This window comes from Vermiculatibacterium agrestimuris, assembly GCF_943193085.1.
GTDB lineage: Bacteria > Bacillota > Clostridia > Oscillospirales > Oscillospiraceae > Vermiculatibacterium > Vermiculatibacterium agrestimuris.
Genome location: NZ_CALPCU010000011.1, coordinates 45660 through 63528 on the forward strand (window position 1 = coordinate 45660; position 17869 = coordinate 63528).

General features: G+C 63.9%; 18 protein-coding genes. 5 read left to right on the plus strand and 13 right to left on the minus strand.

The genetic code is table 11. From position 1 onward, the window contains the following. Positions 1 to 11: 11 nt before the first annotated feature. The 8 genes from NFR87_RS05390 to NFR87_RS05425 form a co-directional block, all read right to left on the minus strand. Entirely contained in the window at positions 12 to 854 is an 843-nt protein-coding gene (locus tag NFR87_RS05390; protein ID WP_251447433.1) for a metal ABC transporter permease, read from the minus strand. Further along, positions 854 to 1618 (minus strand): metal ABC transporter ATP-binding protein, encoded by a 765-nt coding sequence (locus NFR87_RS05395; protein ID WP_251447436.1) that lies wholly within the window; start codon positions 1616 to 1618, stop codon positions 854 to 856. Before NFR87_RS05395 ends, NFR87_RS05390 begins: the two co-directional genes overlap by 1 nt. Then, complete coding sequence (locus NFR87_RS05400; RefSeq protein WP_251447439.1) at positions 1615 to 2490, minus strand: metal ABC transporter substrate-binding protein; 876 nt, start codon at positions 2488 to 2490, stop codon at positions 1615 to 1617. Before NFR87_RS05400 ends, NFR87_RS05395 begins: the two co-directional genes overlap by 4 nt. A gap of 15 nt (positions 2491 to 2505) precedes the next feature. Then, positions 2506 to 3714 (minus strand): type III PLP-dependent enzyme domain-containing protein, encoded by a 1209-nt coding sequence (locus NFR87_RS05405; RefSeq protein WP_251447442.1) that lies wholly within the window; start codon positions 3712 to 3714, stop codon positions 2506 to 2508. Positions 3715 to 3802: 88 nt separating this feature from the next. Further along, positions 3803 to 5659 carry a heavy metal translocating P-type ATPase gene (locus NFR87_RS05410; RefSeq protein ID WP_251447445.1) on the minus strand — a complete coding sequence of 619 codons (1857 nt, stop codon included), beginning with the start codon at positions 5657 to 5659 and terminating at the stop codon, positions 3803 to 3805. Positions 5660 to 5678: 19 nt separating this feature from the next. Continuing rightward, complete coding sequence (locus NFR87_RS05415; protein WP_251447448.1) at positions 5679 to 6287, minus strand: class I SAM-dependent methyltransferase; 609 nt, start codon at positions 6285 to 6287, stop codon at positions 5679 to 5681. A gap of 2 nt (positions 6288 to 6289) precedes the next feature. Then, entirely contained in the window at positions 6290 to 6508 is a 219-nt protein-coding gene (locus NFR87_RS05420) for a heavy-metal-associated domain-containing protein (protein WP_251447451.1), read from the minus strand. 15 nt (positions 6509 to 6523) lie between these two features. Further along, positions 6524 to 6889, minus strand: a complete 366-nt coding sequence (locus tag NFR87_RS05425) for an ArsR/SmtB family transcription factor (protein WP_251447491.1) — start codon at positions 6887 to 6889, stop codon at positions 6524 to 6526. A 177-nt stretch (positions 6890 to 7066) separates the two neighbouring features. On the opposite strand from NFR87_RS05425, the gene NFR87_RS05430 reads away from it, so the two are divergent. Further along, complete coding sequence (locus tag NFR87_RS05430; protein WP_251447454.1) at positions 7067 to 8011, plus strand: L-lactate dehydrogenase; 945 nt, start codon at positions 7067 to 7069, stop codon at positions 8009 to 8011. Positions 8012 to 8064: 53 nt separating this feature from the next. Here the strand turns inward: NFR87_RS05430 and NFR87_RS05435 are convergent, their stop codons facing one another. Further along, the gene (locus NFR87_RS05435) at positions 8065 to 10191 is read right to left on the minus strand and encodes a sodium-translocating pyrophosphatase (protein ID WP_251447457.1); all 2127 of its coding nucleotides are present in this window, start codon (positions 10189 to 10191) and stop codon (positions 8065 to 8067) included. A 246-nt stretch (positions 10192 to 10437) separates the two neighbouring features. Between NFR87_RS05435 and udp the strand changes: the two genes are divergently transcribed. Beyond that, entirely contained in the window at positions 10438 to 11208 is a 771-nt protein-coding gene (gene udp / locus NFR87_RS05440) for a uridine phosphorylase (RefSeq protein WP_251447460.1), read from the plus strand. 75 nt (positions 11209 to 11283) lie between these two features. Here udp and NFR87_RS05445 read toward each other — a convergent pair whose 3' ends face one another. The 4 genes from NFR87_RS05445 to NFR87_RS05460 all read right to left on the minus strand — a co-directional run bounded on the left by NFR87_RS05445 (position 11284) and on the right by NFR87_RS05460 (position 14108). Further along, positions 11284 to 11832 (minus strand): ECF transporter S component, encoded by a 549-nt coding sequence (locus NFR87_RS05445; protein ID WP_251447463.1) that lies wholly within the window; start codon positions 11830 to 11832, stop codon positions 11284 to 11286. Between the two features lie 163 nt (positions 11833 to 11995). Next, positions 11996 to 12604, minus strand: a complete 609-nt coding sequence (locus tag NFR87_RS05450) for a sugar O-acetyltransferase (protein WP_251447465.1) — start codon at positions 12602 to 12604, stop codon at positions 11996 to 11998. Beyond that, positions 12601 to 13698, minus strand: a complete 1098-nt coding sequence (locus NFR87_RS05455) for a uridine kinase family protein (protein ID WP_251447469.1) — start codon at positions 13696 to 13698, stop codon at positions 12601 to 12603. The genes NFR87_RS05450 and NFR87_RS05455 overlap by 4 nt, the downstream gene beginning before the upstream one ends. Beyond that, complete coding sequence (locus NFR87_RS05460) at positions 13695 to 14108, minus strand: DUF3842 family protein (protein WP_251447471.1); 414 nt, start codon at positions 14106 to 14108, stop codon at positions 13695 to 13697. The genes NFR87_RS05455 and NFR87_RS05460 overlap by 4 nt, the downstream gene beginning before the upstream one ends. A 204-nt stretch (positions 14109 to 14312) precedes the next feature. Here NFR87_RS05460 and NFR87_RS05465 point away from each other — a divergent pair, with 204 nt between their 5' ends. From NFR87_RS05465 to NFR87_RS05475, 3 genes are read left to right on the plus strand one after another with little or no spacing between them, the layout of a single operon-like run. Then, positions 14313 to 15680 carry a hypothetical protein gene (locus NFR87_RS05465; protein WP_251447473.1) on the plus strand — a complete coding sequence of 456 codons (1368 nt, stop codon included), beginning with the start codon at positions 14313 to 14315 and terminating at the stop codon, positions 15678 to 15680. A 13-nt stretch (positions 15681 to 15693) separates the two neighbouring features. Then, positions 15694 to 16383: a response regulator transcription factor gene (locus NFR87_RS05470; RefSeq protein WP_251447475.1), complete on the plus strand. Its 690-nt coding sequence runs from the start codon at positions 15694 to 15696 to the stop codon at positions 16381 to 16383. A 41-nt stretch (positions 16384 to 16424) separates the two neighbouring features. Continuing rightward, positions 16425 to 17867 carry a sensor histidine kinase gene (locus tag NFR87_RS05475; protein WP_251447477.1) on the plus strand — a complete coding sequence of 481 codons (1443 nt, stop codon included), beginning with the start codon at positions 16425 to 16427 and terminating at the stop codon, positions 17865 to 17867. The last annotated feature ends 2 nt before the right edge of the window (positions 17868 to 17869 follow it).

The following is a 17869-nucleotide window of genomic DNA, read 5'->3' on the forward strand; positions in this document are numbered from 1 at the left end:
GCTTTTTTTATTTATTTTCGCCGGAAGATCATGGACAGGGCGAAGTATACCGCCAGATACAGGGTGATGGCCGCCCCGGCGGAGGCGCCGATGTAATAGGAGGTCATCAGCCCCGCCACGGAGCAGAGCAGAGCGCCCGCCACGGAGAAGAGGTGATACTGCCGGGTGTTCCGGGCCAGGTTTCGGGCGGAGGCGGCGGGGAGCACCAGCAGGGAGTTGATGACCAGCAGGCCCACCCAGGTCATGGACAGGGTGACCACCACGGCGATGGCGGCGTTCAAGACCGCCTCCTGCCAGAAGACCTTCACGCCCCGGCTGTCCGCCAGGGCGGGGTGGAGGGCGGAGAGGAGGAGGGTGTTGTAGGCGCAGACCCACAGCACCAGAATGACCGCCAGGATCCCGGCCAGCAGGGCGATCTTGGCCGGCTCCACGCTCAGGATATCGCCGATGAGCAGGGCATTGAATTTGGTGAAGGAGCCGCCCCCCAGGGTGGCGATGAAGATGCCCAGGGCCACGGCGGTGGAGGAGAAGACCCCGATGACCGTGTCGCTGGCCAGGGCGCTTTTGCGGCGGATGAGGGTGAACAGCAGGGAAAACACCAGGGCGAAGGCCACCGCGGCCCACATGGGTTCTCCCAGGCCGCACAGGGAGCCGATGGCAATGCCGGTAAAGGCGGAGTGGCCCAGGGCGTCGGAGAAGAAGCTCATGCGGCTTTGCACCACCATGGTGGAGAGAAGACCGAAGAGGGGGGCGATGACCAGTACGGCCAGCAGGGCGTTTTTCATAAAGAACAGATGTCCCGGCTGGGCCCACTCAAAGGGGAGCAGAGCCACCAGGGAATACCACAGCGCCATCACACCGCCCCCTTTCCCAGGCGCAGGCGGAAGACCTGCGCAAAAGCGGAGGAGGAGAGGACTTCTCCCGGCCCGCCCACGGCCAGAACGGTGTTTTGCAGGAGGATGACCTTGTCGGCAAAGCTCTCCAGTGTGGCGAAATCATGGGTGGACAGGAGGATGGACAGGTCATACTTGTCCCGCAGCTCGTCCAGCATGTCCAGAAGCTGGCGCTCCCCGTCGATGTCCACCCCGGACAGAGGCTCGTCCAGGATGAGGATGTGGGGCACCGGCTCCAGGGCCAGGGCCATGAGCACCCGCTGTAGCTCCCCTCCGGACAGGGCGCCGACGCGCTTGTCCATCAGGCCCTCGGCGTGGGTGCGCTCCAGACACTGGCGCACCCGCTCCCGGAGCTTTTGCGGGATGGGGAGGAACACAGGCCAGTCCGCCACCGCGGCGGCGAAGAAGTCCAGCACGCTCACCGGATCCCCCCGGTCAAAGGCGGGAGACTGGGGCACATAGCCGATAACGGGGCGGCTCTTCTTACCGTCGGAGCGCTGGAAGCGGATGTCGCCGGAGTGGGGCAGCTGCCCCAAAATGGCCTTAAAGAGGGAGGACTTCCCCGCCCCGTTGGGGCCGATGAGGGCGGCGATCTCCCCGCAGTGGAGGTGGAAGGAGACGTTGTGGAGCAGCTCCGCCTCTCCCACGCTGACCCCCACCTCCTTCAGCTCCAGGCAGCACAGCCCTTCGCAGCCATTACAGTTTTCGTGCTTGTGAATACTCATTGGAGAGCCTCCCGGACGGTTTCTATGTTGGCGTGCAGAGCGTTGAGATAGGCGGGAAAGCCCGTCTCCTGGCCGGACATGAGCATGTCCAGCTCGTAAATTTCGCAGCCCGTCTCCCGGGCGATGACCTCCGCCGTGGCCCGGGAGCCGTTTTTCTCCACGAAGATGGCGGGGATGTGGTATTCCTCGATGAGGGCCGCGATCTCTTTGATCTCGGCGGCGGAGGCGGTGGAGCCTTCCTCCTCCTCGATGGCCTTGAGAAGGGTCAGGGAGCAGGCGTCGGCAAAGTACTGGAACCCATCGTGGAAGGTGATGAGATAGGGACAGGACAGCTCCCCCAAAAGCTCCCTGGGATCCGGGAGCTGGTAGTCCGTATGGGGGCTGATGGGCCCGGTGTACTCCTCCAGAGCCGAACACAGACTGTTCCTGACCATGAGGCCCCACAGAGGATCCATCCAGTAGTGGGGGTCATACTCCTCCTCGTGGTCGTGGCCGTCGTGTCCCGCATGCTCTAAGGTGGGCAGCAGGTCGATCCCCTCGGAGCAGTCGATGACCGCCGCATCGGAGGCGGCCAGGGCGTCGGCCATAAAATCCTCCAGCCCCGCGCCGTTTATGACGATCACGTCGGCCCCCTCAATGGCCTTCATGTCCTCCACCGTCAGGGTGTAGTCGTGGAGACAGGAGGTCTGGGAGTTGACCAAAAGCGTCACCTCCACGTCCTCCACCCCCCCGGTGAGGTCGGTGGTAAAGAGATAGAGCGGGTAGGTGGTACACAGGATATGGAGGGCGCTGTCCTCCTGCTTTGGGGCCTGGCGGCACCCGGGCAGGAGCAGCAGGGCCGCGAAAAAGACGGCATACAGACGTTTGCGCATAAGGGGCCTCCTTTTTTACAGCAGGGTGGCGTCCTCCACCTGTCCCTCCTGGGTCAGGAAAAGTTGGGCGGGAGGGACTTGGGAGGAGAAGAGGGTGGGGGAGAGGGTGGCGCCATAGCTTCCGGCGTGGGTGAGGGCCACCGCGTCCCCCACCTCCAGCCGGGGCAGGGTCACGTCCCGGGCGATGACGTCGGCGGCGGTGCACAGACTGCCCACCAGGGTCACCGTCTCGGTCTCCGCCGCGGCGCTGAGGGCCAGCAGCCGGAAGGGCTCGGTGCAGGTGAAGAGGGGCTCGCAGGGGGCAGGGTGGGGGGAATAGCCCTCCGCCATCCGGGCCAGACAGGGCCGCAGGAAGCCGTTGAGGGTGGCGTTCAGGATCACAAAGGTCTCGCCCCGGGACACCTTCTTGTCCATGACCCGGGTCACGTAGACGCCGCTGGGCCCCGCCACATACCGGCCCGTCTCCAGAAGAAGGCGGGTCTGGGGCAGCCGGGTCTTCAGGGCCTGGAGGGTCTCCCCCAGGGCGGCGGTATCCAGCTCGGCGTCCTCTGGGGCGTAGGGGATGCCCAGACCGGAGCCCAAGTTGAGAAAGTCCAGGCTCCGGCCCAGAAGGGTCTGGAACCGCAGGGCCAGGGCCAGAAGGGCCTCGTAGTATTCACACAATACCGGCGCGCGCAGCTCCTGGCTGCGGAGATGGACATGGAGGCCCGTCACCCGCACATTGGGCCAGCGGCCCTCCTGTGCCAGCGCCTCCAGGGCCTGAAGCTCGTCCACACCGAATTTGGAGGGTGCGCCTTCCCCGCCGCCGAAGCTGTAGTCGGGGTTGAGGCGCAGGCCGATGGAGACCCTTTTGTCCATTCGCTTGGCGATGGCCTGGATGCGGTCGACCTCCCCCAGACTGTCGGCCACCACGGTGGACAGGGCCAGGGCGGCGGCCAGGTCGGCCTGACTTTTACCGGGGGCGGAGTAGTAGATTTCATGGGGCACCAGGCCCAGACGGGCGGCGAGCTTTACCTCCTCCAGACTGGCGGCGTCGGCCTCGAAGCCCCGGGCGAAAAGGGTGCGAAGCACCGCGGGGGCGGGGTTGCATTTCACGGAGTAGAGAAGCTCCGCCCCGGGCAAGTCCCGGCGGAGCCGGCCGGCCCGCTGGGAGAGGGTCGTCTCCTCATAGAGGTAAAAGCTGGCGTATTCCTGGGCCAGGGCAAACAAAAGCTGCTGTTTCACGGGCGCCCGCCTCCATAAAAAATCGGATATAATAGCCCTATTTGGCTATTATATCCGATTTCCGGAAATTTGTAAAATGAGCGCTTGCTCATATGTCCCCGGTCAGCTTCAGGGCCCGGGTGGCGTTGAGGATGGCGATGACGCTGACGCCCACGTCGGCGAAGGTGGCCTCCCACATATTGGCCACGCCGAAAATGCCCATCAGCAGGAAGACGGCCTTCACCGCCAGGGCGAAGACGATGTTCTGGTTGGCGATGCGCAGGGTTCTCCGGGCCATGGCGATGGCCTGGGAGAGCTTGGAGGGCTTGTCGTCCATGAGCACCACGTCGGCGGCCTCAATGGCGGCGTCGCTGCCCAGGGCGCCCATGGCCACGCCCACATCGGCCCGGGAGAGGACGGGAGCGTCGTTGATGCCGTCCCCCACGAAGACCAACACGCCCTTGGGCGTCTTTTCCGCCAGCAGGGACTCCACCCGCTCCACCTTGTCAGCGGGGAGGAGCTGGGCGTGCACCTCGTCCAGGCCCAGCTCGGCGCCCACCGCCTCGCCCACGTCCTGGGCGTCGCCGGTGAGCATGACGGTCTTGCGCACGCCGGAGCGCTTCAGCCCGGCGATCGCCGGTTTGGCGTCGGACTTCACCGCGTCGGAGATGACGATGTGGCCCAGGTATTCCCCCTGGCTGGCCACGTGGACGGTGGTGCCCACCTGGTGGCAGGGGTGCCAGCTGACGCCGCAGTCCTCCATGAGCTTGCCGCTGCCCACATAGACGGTCTGCCCATCCACGTCGGCCTTCACGCCCCGGCCGGTGATCTCGGCCACATTGTCCACCCGGCTGCTGTCCAGCTCCTTGTTCCAGGCGTCCCGCAGGGAGCGGGCGATGGGGTGGTTCGACCAGCTCTCCGCCAGGGCGGCCAGCTCCAGAAGGCGGGCCTCACTGCATGCCTGGGGATGGATGGCGGTGACGTTGAACACGCCCAGGGTCAGGGTGCCCGTCTTATCGAAGACCACGATCTCGGCCCGGGCCAGGGCCTCCAGATAGTTGCTGCCCTTGACCAGAATACCCGCCTTGGAGCAGCCGCCGATGCCGCCGAAGAAGGTGAGGGGCACCGAGATGACCAGGGCGCAGGGACAGGAGATGACCAGGAAGATGAGGGCCTGCTCAAACCACTTGCTCCATGCACCGCCGCCCAGCAGGGGCGGGAGGATGGCCAGCAGTACGGCCCCGATGACCACCGCGGGGGTATAGTACCGGGCGAAGCGGGTGATAAACTGCTCCGCCCTGGCCTTTTTGGCGGTGGAGTTTTCCACCAGGTCGAGGATCTTCGCCACGGTGGAGTCCTCAAAGGCCTTGGTGGTGCGCACACGGAGAAGCCCGGAGAGGTTGACGCAGCCGGAGATCACATCGTCTCCGGGGGCCACATCACGGGGGAGAGATTCTCCGGTGAGGGCGGCGGTATTCAGGGTGGAGCTGCCCTCCAGGATGACCCCGTCGATGGGCACCCGCTCGCCGGGCTTGATGACGATGGTCTCGCCCACCGCCACCTCGTCAGGGTCTACGGTCTCCACCACGCCGTCCCGTTCCACATTGGCCTCCTCGGGACGGATGTCCATGAGGGCGGCGATGGACTGCCGGGAGCGGCCCACGGCCACCGCCTGGAACAGCTCGCCCACCTGGTAAAAGAGCATGACGAAGACCGCCTCCGGATACTCTCCGATGGCCACAGCTCCCACGGTGGCGATGGCCATGAGAAAGTTCTCGTCAAAGACCTGGCCGTGGGCGATGTTGCGGATGGCCTTCCACAAAATGTCCCAGCCGATGGTGAAATAGGGGATGAGATAGAGGAGGATGGCGGGGATGGGCAGCCTGGAGGACGCCGGCACCGCCGCCACAAGAAGGGCGGCGGCGATGAGGATACGCCACAGGGTGTGTTTTTGCTTTTTGTTCATAGTACGTCCCTCCTTGGGATCAGTCGGGCTTTTGGCATACGGCCAGACCCACCGGAAGCGCGCCCACCACCCGGCTGACCTGCACCGGCAGGCCCATATCCAGAAGGAAGGCCCGGTAGGAGCCCAGGGTGAATTTCCAGTAGGGCCGGAAGCCGAAATACTGGTAGAGGGAGAGGAAAGGCCGGAAGAGGGCGCTGGTCTCCCCCTGGAGATAGGTGGGCAGGATGAGCATCCCGCCGGGGGCGGTGACCCGCCACAGCTCCCGCACTGCCTCCTCCGGCCGCAGCAGGAGGTGGAGCACGTTGGCGGCGATGACCACATTATAGGTGCCGTCCCCCTCAGGCAGGGCGGTCAAGTCCCGCAGGGAAAAGGAGATGTTGTTCTTTCCCCGGCGCCTGGCCTTCTTCTCCGCTCTGGCGAGCATGGCGGGGGAGAGGTCGGTGCACATCACCGCCCCCGCCCGCTCCGCGGCCGCCAGGGAAAATTCCCCCGTGCCCGCGGCGCAGTCCAATACCGAAGCCCACTGGGGGATGAGCGCGCCCACCCGGCGGGCGGTCTCGGCGTTGGCCTTGCGGTTGAGCCGCTCTGCCAGATCGTAGACCTTGGCGGTCTTATCCCAGAAGGTCATGTTCAGAGAAGAATGGTGCAGTCGGGTTCTACCTTTTTGCAGACCTTTACCACCTGGGCCATGATATCGTCAAACCGGGCGTCGTCGGCCTCGATGGTGAGCTTCTGCTGAATGAAGCTGACGGTGGCGGCGCCGACGCCGTCGATGCGGTTGATGGCCTCCTCCATTTTGGCCGCGCAGTTGGCGCAGTCCAGATCCATGAGCTTGAATTTCTTTTTCATCATGTTGTCCTCCTATTATTCCTCAATGTGCTCCATACCCTGCGCCAGGATGGTCACCACGTGCTCGTCGGCCAGGGAGTAGAAAATGGTTTTGCCCTCCCGGCGGTACTTTACCAGCTTGGACTGCTTCAGCGCCCGGAGCTGGTGGGACACCGCCGACTGGGTCATACCCAGCAGCTGGGTGATGGCTCCCACGCACAGCTCCGATTCGTACAGCGCGTAGAGGATCTTGATGCGGGTGGAATCGGCAAAGATGCGGAAGAGATCCGCCAGGTCGTAGAGGATGTCGTCCTCCGGCAGCTGCGCGCTGACCCGGCGCACCGCCTCCGTGTGGTCGTGGCCCGCTTCGCACCCCTGCATTTCAGCGGTGGGCTCTCTCATATCGTCCACAGGGAAGCCTCCTTTCTCACAAACATATGAATAAATGCTCATATGTTTGTCTGCCTATATCATACACCTTTTCCCGCCGTTGTCAATAGCTCGGAAAAAAGAAATTGAGGAATTGCCCCTTTTCTTCAGGGGATACTATGAAAAATTTCGTTGGAAGGAGCGTGTCCCATGGTCAACATCCAAAAGGCCGCCGTTATCGGCTGTGGTTTTGTGGGTTCGTCCATCGCCTTTGCCCTGACCCAGACCGGAGTTTTTTCTGAGCTGGCGCTTATCGACGTGAACCGGGAAAAGGCGGAGGGGGAGGCCATGGATCTCTCCCATGGCCTGCCCTTTGCTCGGCCCATGAAGATATTCGCCGGGGATTATCCCGACCTGCGCGAGTGCGCCCTCATCGTTATCACGGCGGGCGCCAACCAGAAGCCTGAGGAGACTCGATTGGATCTGGTGCACAAAAATGTTGCCATACTCAAGTCCGTCATTCCCCAGATCGTTCGCTATAACCGGGAGGCCATTCTGCTGATCGTCTCCAATCCGGTGGACATCCTGACCTGGGTGGCTCAGAAGCTCTCAGGGCTCCCCGCCCGGCAGGTCATCGGCTCCGGCACCGTGCTGGATACCGCCCGGCTCAAGTACCTGCTCAGTCAGCACCTGAACGTGGACGCCCGCAGCGTCCACGCCGTCATCGTGGGGGAGCACGGGGACAGCGAGCTGGCAGTGTGGAGCGGGGCTAACGTCTCCGGGGTGGATCTGGATCATTTCTGCGAGCTGTGCGGCCACACCGCCCACCGGGAGAACATGGAGCGCATCTACCGGGATGTACGGGACTCGGCCTACGAGATCATTGAGAAGAAGGGAGCGACCTATTACGGCATCGCCGCCGCGGTGAAGCGCCTTGCCCTGTGCATCGTGCGCGACGAACACTCGGTGCTTCCGGTGTCCGCCCAGCTGGGCGGGCTCTACGGGGTGGAGGATCTGTGCATGAGCGTTCCCGCCGTGGTGGGCCGCTCCGGGGTGGAACGGGTGCTGGAGATCGAGCTGTCGCCAGAGGAGAGCCGGGCCTTTCACGCCTCCGCCGTCACCCTGCGCCAGGTGGCGGATCAGCTGGGGCTGTAAAAGAAAAAGGGACGCCGCTTTGTAAGCGGCGTCCCTTTTTGTTATGGCTCTCCTCAACCCAGCAGGGCGGTCAAATTGCAGCTGACGATGAGGGTGGAGAAGACGATGGAGACAGTGGAGCACAGCTTGATGAGAATGTTCAGGGAGGGGCCGGCGGTGTCCTTAAAGGGATCGCCCACCGTGTCGCCGATGACGGCGGCCTTATGCTGCTCGGAGCCCTTGCCTCCATGGGTGCCGGTCTCGATGTACTTCTTGGCGTTATCCCAGGCGCCGCCGGCGTTGGACATGAACACCGCCAGGGCGAAGCCGGAGACGGTGACGCCGCCCAGCAGGCCCACCACGGCCTCAGGGCCCAGCAGAAGGCCGGTGACCACGGGGACGATGATGGCCAGCAGGGAGGGCTTGACCATCTCGTGAAGGGCGCCCTTGGTGCACAGATCTACGCAGGAGGCGTAGTCCGGGTCGGCGGCGCTGTCCATGATGCCAGGGATGTCCCGGAACTGGCGGCGCACCTCCACCACGATGGACTGGGCTGCCCGCTGGACGCCGGACATGGTGAGGGAGGCGAAGACGAAGGTGAGCATCACGCCCACGAAGATACCCACCAGCACGGCGGGATTGGTCAGCTCAAGATCGAGCGCGGCGGTCTTGCCCTTGACCACGTCCACATAGCTCACCAGCAGGGCCAGGGCGGTGAGGGCGGCGGAGCCGATGGCGAAGCCCTTGCCGGTGGCGGCGGTGGTGTTGCCCAGGGAGTCCAGCGCGTCGGTGCGCTCCCGCACCTCGGCGCCCAGGCCCGCCATCTCGGCGATGCCGCCGGCGTTGTCGGCCACGGGGCCGTAAGCGTCGGTGGCCAGGGTGATGCCCAGGGTGGAGAGCATGCCCACCGCGGCGATGCCGATGCCGTAGAGGCCCCTGGCGAAGCTGCCCTCATAGAGGGCCTGGTCGGCGGTATTCAGGCTGCCGCCGGCGGCCACGAAGGCCACGATGATGGCCACAGAGATGATGACGATGGGGGCGGCGGTAGACTTCATACCCAGGCTCAGGCCGCCGATGATGGTGGTGGCGGAGCCGGTCTCGGTAGCGGCGGCCAGGGTCTGGGTGGGCTTATAGGTGTCGGAGGTGTAAACCTCGGTAAAGTAGCCAATGGCACAGCCGGCCACCAGGCCGATGAGAATGGCGATGTAAGCCCGGAAGGAGCCCATGAGCAGGTATGTCACCGGGGCGCACACCACAGCGGCCAGGGCCGCGGCGGAGTAGGTGCCCTTGCGGAGCGTCTGGAGCAGGGAGCGCTGGTCGGCCTGCTCCCTGGTCTTGATGAGGAAGGAGCCCAGCAGGGAGCACAGCACGCCCACCACGGCCACCGCCAGGGGCAGCAGCATGGCCCGCCAGGCCAGGCCGTCGGCGGCAAAGGCGGAGGCGCCCAGAGCGAAGGTGGCCAGGATGGAGCCTACATAGCTCTCGTAGAGGTCGGCTCCCATGCCGGCCACGTCGCCCACATTGTCACCCACATTGTCGGCGATGGTGGCGGGGTTGCGGGGGTCGTCCTCGGGGATGCCGGCCTCCACCTTGCCCACCAGGTCGGCGCCCACGTCGGCAGCCTTGGTGTAGATACCGCCGCCCACCCGGGCGAAGAGGGCCATGAAGGAGGCGCCCATGCCAAACATGACCATGGTCTGGGCGATCTGCACCGCGTCATATCCGGCGCCATAGCGCAGGATGTGGAACCACACCGTTACGTCCAGAAGGCCCAGGCCCACCACAGTGAAGCCCATGACGGTACCCGAGGAGAAGGCCACGTTCAGGCCCCGGTTCAGGCTCTCGTGGGCGGCGTTGGCGGTGCGGGCGTTGGAGCTGGTGGCGATTTTCATGCCGATAAAACCGCTCAGGGCGGAGTAGATGCCGCCGGTGAGGAAGGCGAAGGGGATGAACCAGTTGTCCAGCATCCCGGCATAGGCCAGGCCCAGCAGCAGGGCGAAGACGATCAGAAAAATGAGAAATACGGTCTTATACTGCCGGCGAAGGTAGGCATTGGCGCCCTGCCGGATGGAGGCGGCCAGTTTTTTCATTCGCTCCGTGCCCTCTGAGAACTTCAGAACCTTGTTTCTCTGCATAAAAGCAAAGACGAGCGCCACGACGGCGCCCACAAATCCGATCCAAAACATATCCTCAATGTGCATAGATCCATCTCCTTTTTGCGAGGTTTTTGAACCCTTGGTATAAACAAAAGTGTATCAAACGAAACTGCACATTTCAAGAGAAGAAAAAATTTTGTGAGCCATTTCGGCATATATTTCCATAAGTGACAACAATAAGAAAAAGAGAAGAATTTTTTTGTGCAGAACTTGCAAAAACGACGAATCGGTGATATGATATACTGTGTAGTTTCTTTTTTGGACAATTGAGTGAGAAAAGAGGCGGTCTTTATGCAGGAGCATGAGCTGCAATTCCATATCAAATGTAAGGAAGGGGACGTGGGCCGGTACTGTTTTCTCCCAGGGGATCCCGGCCGGTGCGAGATCATTGCCGCTTACTTTGACGACCCGGTAAAGGTGCAGCAAAACCGGGAGTATGTGGTCTATACCGGCACGCTTCTGGGGGAGAAGGTCAGCGTCTGTTCCACCGGGATCGGCGGGCCCTCGGCGGTCATCGCCATGGAGGAGCTCCACAATATCGGCGCGGACACCTTCATCCGGGTGGGCACCTGCGGCGGCATTGCCCTGAAGGTGCAGTCCGACGATGTGGTCATCGCCACCGGCGCCATCCGCCACGAGGGGGCCAGCCGGGAGTACGCCCCCATCGAGTTCCCGGCGGTGAGCGACTATACCGTGCAGGAGGCGCTGGTGCAGGCGGCCAAGAACCTGGGCAAACCCTGGCATGCCGGCGTGGTGCAGTGCAAGGATTCCTTTTACGGCCAGCACGACCCCAAGCGGATGCCCGTCAGCTATGAGCTGCTGAACAAATGGGAGGCGTGGAAACGGCTGGGGGTATTGGCCTCCGAGATGGAGTCCGCCGCCCTGTTCTGCTGCGCCGCCGCTCTGGGTGTGCGGTGCGGCTCCTGTTTCCACGTGATCTGGAACCAGGAGCGGGAGGCTGCCGGCCTGGATCAGAAAGAGAGCCACGACCTCTCCGCCGCCCTGGAGGTGGGCGTGGAGGCGGTGAAGCTGCTCATCCGGGAAGATCGGGCGAAGCTCTGAACGGAAAAAGAGATCAAAAAAACCAGCTGTTTCTTCGTGAAACAGCTGGTTTTTCGCGCTTTCTGTCCCGGGAGTTCAGGCGGCGGCCCGCCGGTAGGGGGGCTCCAGCACCCCGGCCTTTTCCAGCACCAGCACCAGGCCGGGCAGAAGGATCAGCTGGATGAGGATACCCGGCAGGGCGGTGACGAAGGCGGCGGTGAGAAAGAGCTCCATGGAGTAGGCCCCCGCCCGGAACACCAGGGCGTTCATCACGCCGTAGACCACCCGGCCGATGACCATCGCGCCGATCAGCTGGACGTAGAGGTCGAGACTGCGCCGCCCAGTGTGGATCAGGCGGGAGAGAAGTCCGGAAATGAGGCCGTAGGCCGCCAACTCGCAGAGCATGGCGGGCAGATAGGCCGCCCCGGGCATCCCGGTGAGCAGGTGGGACAGCAGGGGGGTCAGAACTCCGCAGGCCAGGCCGTAGGGCCAGCCACAGGTGAGGCCGCACAGCAGCACGGGCAGGTGCATGGGCAGCAGGACGTTCCCCGCATTGGGCACGGCATGGAAGACCTGGGGCAGTACTACCCCCAGGGCCACACAGAGTGCGGCGAAGACCAGCTGTTTGGTGGAGAATTTCTGCATGAAAGGGCTCCTTTCCGTCAAAAAAACGCCACGAAGGAGGCTCTCCGGGGAGAGCCTTCGCCTTCGTGGCGCTGACGTTCGATGACATGGGGATGTAAGGGATGTGCCGCCTTCGTGGCGGTGGTTTTCAGTGAGGGTATCTTATCAAAAATATCCTGAGCTGTCAACCCTGCCTGTCTCTGCCGTACTGCGCGGCCTGAGCCTCCCAGTAAAGGCGGTCATCCTCGCGGATGGGCCGCAGCACCCGGCAGGGGTTGCCGGCGGCGATGACATGGGAGGGGATGTCCTTTGTCACCACACTTCCCGAGCCGATGACCACGTCGTCCCCAATGGTGACCCCCGGATTGACGACGGTGTTGCCGCCGATCCACACCGAGGAGCCGATCTTCACCGGCCGGCCGAATTCCAGCTCGGCGTTGCGCACGCCGGCGTCGATGGGGTGGGTGGCGGTGAAGATGCAGACTCTGGGGGCGATGAACACGTCGTCCCCGATAGTGATGTCGCACACGTCCAGGAAGATACAGTCGCAGTTGGCGTAAAAGTGCTTTCCGATGTGGATGTGGGGGCCGTAGTCGCAGTGAAAGGGAGGCTCGATCCAGGAGTCCTCTCCAAGGGCGCCCAGCAGTTCCCGGAAAAGCCCCGGGAGCTTTTGCCGGTCTGGTTCGGCGTTGATGAGCCGGATCAGCTCCCACTTGCGCAGGTGGTCGGCCTCCAGCTCCGGGTCGCTGGCCTTATAGAGCTTGCCGGCGAGCATCCGCTCCTTTTCTGTCATAGGGCCTCCTTTCCCGTGGGCAGGCGGGTGGTGTCCACCGTCACATCGCACTGGTTCTGAATGGAGAGGCCCTGGAAATAGGCCTCCTCCAGAGGGATCCAGCGCGTCCGGAACCGCTCCAGCTGCTCCGGGCTCTCCCGGCGGGACAGCCGCCCTTCCTGTACCTCCGGGGAGCAGGTGAAGAAGATATGTACCTGGGAATACCCGGCCAGAGCGGGGTGGAGGGAATAGCTGCCCTCCACGATGTTGAGCCTGCCGCAGGGAACGCCCCGGGGCGCATCCAGAGTGCCGCTGGAGCAGTCAAAGGCCCGAAGGGCCACCGCCTCTCCCTGGCTGAGCGGCTCAAAAAGCTCCGCCGCGGCCCGCTCATAGTCCACGTTGCCGCCGGGGGCGGCGAGCCGCTCGGGGGTGCGCTTTTCCGGGGGGAGGAAGAAGTCGTCCATATGGAAGACCTGGCAGTCGTCAAAGAGCTGGGCGCAACGGGAGGCGAAGGTGGTCTTCCCCGCGGCGCACCGGCCGTCCACCGCCACCGTCACCGGCCCCGGATGGGCCTGGAGGGCGGCGCCGATGGCCCCCAGGGCGGGGGCGTAGAGGGCCAGATCCCGGTCGATGACCCGGTAGTGGGGCCTGTAGGCTTCCCGGTAGCCCTCGCTGTGGCGAAGAGGGGGACAGTCGTCCGCCGCGTAAAGGGTCAGAAAGAGCTCCAGCTCCTGGGCCTCCAAGGGGAGGGCGCCGCCCCAGGCCAGGCCGGAGAGCTCTCCCAGCTTCTGCCACAGGCCCCTGCGGGAACCTCTGGGCCGGGCGGAGAGGGTGAAGCACCGCTCCAGCAGGGGCAGGTCGTCCCCGGTGAGGCGGCGGGGATCCAGGTGGAACCGGCACAGTCCGCCGCCAATGGCCTCGGAGAGGTATTCGGGACGGTAATCCTCCTCCCCGGCCTGGGTCAGCTCCGCCTGGAGCCGCTCCAGCGCCTCCCCCTGGGCCACTAAATGGCCGGGGCCGAACTCGCTCTGGTAGAGGAGCTTCACATAGTCCCGGGGCTCCATACCGGGATACCGCCGGGCGTGGAGGGGCAGGATGGTCTTCAAAACGCTCATGGCGCCACCTCCTGCTCCGCCAGGGAGACCGCGTCCTCCAGTAGCTCCTCCAGCTTGCGGCCGGTGGAGCCCGCCACCAGCACGCCGCAGCTGGACATGGGGATGAGGATCCGCCGGGCGTCGGCGGCGGAAATCGCGGCGGCCATGGCGGGGCTGACCTCCCCCATGAGGGCGTTGGCGGAGAGCAGGCCGATGGGGCCCATGATAAGGTCGGCGTGGGCGGCGTTATAGCACACGGCGTTCTCTCCGGTGGCACCCTTGTCCGCGCCGGCCCGGAGCATGGCGGAGGTGGCCAGGGCGTTGGCCCCCACGGCCCAGATCTGGGCCTTTTTCCCCAGCCGGGCCTTGAGCCGGGCCACCAGGTCGGCCCCCAGGCCGCCCCCCTGTCCGTCGATGACGACGATCCGCATAGCAGTTCCTCCTCTGGCGTGAAGTGAATGAGATATAAGATGTATTATACCGTCTGGAGGAAAAAAGGGCAAGGACTTTGCGCTGACGGCGGAAAAGGGAGAAAAAGAGGGAAAAAGTTTTGGAGAAGGCATACCATTTTTTTGCGATTTGTGGTAAACTGTAAAATTAGTGAAAAAGACTGTTTTCAGAAAGGGGGCGGCGGGATGAAAAAGGGAAGGATCCAAGTGGTCTTTCTGGCGGCATTTTTGTGCCTTTGCCTGACGGGCTGTTTTTTCCGGGCGGTGGGCGAGCTCTACACCGTTCCCCAGCCCCCGGCGGATTATAACGCCCTTCAGGCCCGGCTCAGCGAGGTCATCGCCGCCGGCGGCGAGTATGCCGCGCCCCTGTCGGGAGACCTGATCCAGTCCGTCCAGCTCCAGGACATGGACGGAGACGGCGTGCAGGAGGCCCTGGCCTTCTTCCGCATGCCCAGTGAGGAGCTACCCCTGAAGATCTACATTTTCCGCCAGGTGGGGGAGGAGTACGAGCTGCTCACCCGGGTGGAGGGCGCCGGCGCCGCCATCAACAGTGTGGAATACGTCCAGCTGGACGACGAGCCCTTCAAGGAGATCGTGGTCAGCTGGCAGATCAGCGATATCGTCCACTCTCTGGCCGCCTACTCCATCGGCCCCGACCAGGTGGAGGAGCTGCTGCGCACCGACTACGTCAGCTACAAGACCGCTGATTTGGACGGAGACGGCCAGCAGGAGCTGGTGGTGCTCCGAAACCCGGTGGGCGCGCCGCCCCGGGCGGAGCTCTACGATTTTGACGGGGTGCTGTCCATGACGGGCTCCGCCCCCCTGTCCGGCGGCATCACGTCGGTGGCCGACGGCGGGATCCGAAGCGGCTACCTGGTGGATCGGGTGCCCGCGCTCTTCGTCACCTCCTCCTACGCCGAAAATGGCACCATCACCGATATCTTCACCTGCCGGGATGGGAAGCTGAGAAATATCACCCTGGATCCCGCCACCGGGGAGAGCGGGGAGACCATTCGCTACTACAACCAGGTCACCGCCAGCGACATCAATGGCGACGGCATCCTGGAGCTGCCCCAGCCCGTGCCCCTGACCGATTACAAGATCACCACCGCCTCGGTGAATTTCTGGCTCATCCACTGGCGCCAGTTTGACGCGGAGGGCCGGGCGGTGCCGGTATTCACCACCTATCAAAACGAGCGGGACGGCTGGTACTTCATCCTGCCGGAGACCTGGGGAGATGATGTGGCCCTCTCCCGGGCCGACCTGCCGGGAGGCGGGGAGCGGGCGGTGACCTTCTCCCGCTGGGATCGGGGCGGTACGGCGGAGCCGGAGAGCTTCCTCACCATCTACAAGCTCACCGGCACCAACCGCCTGGCCCGGGCCAAGTCGGGGCAGCGGTTTTTCCTCTTGCCGGCCCAGGAGCCCCTGAATGTGGACAATTTCAACACGATCTATGCCGCCGAGTTCCGGGACGGCTGGGACTGCGGCCTGACCGAGGACGAGGTGCGGGAGCGGTTCAGGCTCATCACGACAGACTGGTATAACGGATACTGAGGAGGTAAGCGCTATGGGAAGAAAAGTCCTTGTACTGGAGGACGAGACCAATATCCGCTCCTTTGTGGTCATCAACCTGAAGCGGGCGGGCTATGAGACCGTGGAGGCGGGCACCGGGCAGGAGGCGCTGGAGCAGCTCAAGCGCAACCCCGACGTGAATGTGGCCCTTCTGGATGTGATGCTGCCGGATATGGACGGCTTTGAGGTCTGCCGCCGTATCCGCTCCAGCAACAGCCGCATCGGCATCATCATGCTCACCGCCCGCACCCAGGAGATGGACAAGGTCACCGGACTGATGACCGGAGCGGACGACTACGTGACCAAGCCCTTCTCTCCCGCCGAGCTCACCGCCCGCATTGACGCCCTGTGCCGCCGGGCCACCGGGGAGACGGCGGTGGACACCGGGGAGATCTCCCAGCCCCCCTTCCTTTTGAACACCCGCAACCGCACCCTGGAGAAGAACGGGGCGCGGGTGAAGCTGACCCAGGTGGAGTACGCCATTGTCAAGCTGTTCATGGACAACGCCGGCAAGGCCATGAGCCGGGAGGAGATCCTGGACGCGGTGTGGGGCAAGGACTACTTCGGAGAGGTGAAGATCGTGGACGTGAACATCCGCCGTCTGCGCATCAAGATCGAGGACGACCCCACCAACCCCACCTATATCACCACGGTCTGGGGCTACGGCTATAAGTGGGGCTTCTGAAAATACGCTGTTTTTGACAGAAAAAGGAGGAGGTGGCGGATATGGCGAGGACGACAGGCATCCGGCGGCGCTGGATGACCAACTCTCTGGGCGTGGTGCTCTTTGTGGTGCTGCTGGCGGTGTCCGCCTTCTCCGTGGCCATGGGCAGCTATTACTACGCCACCATGTCCAACGGCCTGGAGGCCAAGGCGGAGTATGTGGTGGAGTTTTTCAGCGCCTATCGCACCCGCAGCGAGTATTACCAGCACGTTATCACCTATGTGAACAACAATTTTGAGGGCAAGGACGAGGTGGAGATGCAGTTTCTGGATTCCAACGGCTCCATCCGCTTTTCCACCTTCGGCCTGGCGGCCTTTTCCGCGCCGGACACCCCTGATATCGCCGGGGCGCTGAACCCGGAGGAGCCCAAAACCACCCCCTGGACGGGGAACGACCCCTCCACCGGGGAGCACATCATGGCGGTGTCCTGTCCCCTGACGGTCAATGGGGCGCCGGTGGCCGCCGTGCGCTATGTCACCTCCCTGCGGCTGGTGGACCGGCAGCTGATGACCATCGTGGGCCTCTCCCTGGCCGTCGGTCTGGCCATTTTGCTGCTGGTCTATTTCTCCAACCTCTATTTTGTCCGCTCTATTGTAGAGCCGGTGGCCGGAGTCACCGAGATCACCAAGCGCATCGCCGCCGGCAGCTACGGCATCCAGATCGAAAAACAGCACGACGACGAGATCGGCGACCTCACCGACGCCATCAACGACATGTCCCAGCGCATCGACCAGTCCGAGAAGATGAAAAGCGAGTTCATCTCCTCGGTCTCCCACGAGCTGCGCACCCCCCTCACCGCCATCAACGGCTGGGCCGAGACCATCATGAACGGCGAGGTGCGGGACGCCGACGACGTGAAAAAGGGTATGGGCATCATCGTCTCCGAGGCCCGGCGGCTGACCAACATGGTGGAGGAGCTGCTGGAGTTCTCCCGGCTGGAGGACGGCCGGTTCACCCTGTCCATCGAGCCGGTGGACTTGAAGGCGGAGTTCGAGGACGCGGTATATACTTACCGGGAGTTCTTCCGCAAGGACGGTTTGGAGCTCCACTACCGGGATGAGGACGCGGAGGCCGGGGAAGAGGAGTTCCCCCCTGTGGAGGCCGACCCGGAGCGGCTGCGCCAGGTATTCTGCAATATTATGGATAACGCCGCCAAGCACGGCGGCAGCGGCGGGCGCATCGACTGCGCCATCCACCGGGAGGAGGATTGGGCGGTCATCACCATCCGGGACTACGGCCCCGGCATCCCCGAGGGCGAGCTGCCCCACGTGAAGAGCAAATTCTATAAGGGCTCTTCCAAGGCCAGAGGCTCCGGCATCGGCCTGGCCGTCAGCGACGAGATCATCACCCGCCACGGGGGCGAGCTGCTCATCGGCAACGCCGAGGGCGGCGGCTGCGTGGTCACTGTCCGTCTGCCTGTGGACGGCGGAGCGGTTAGAACATAAGT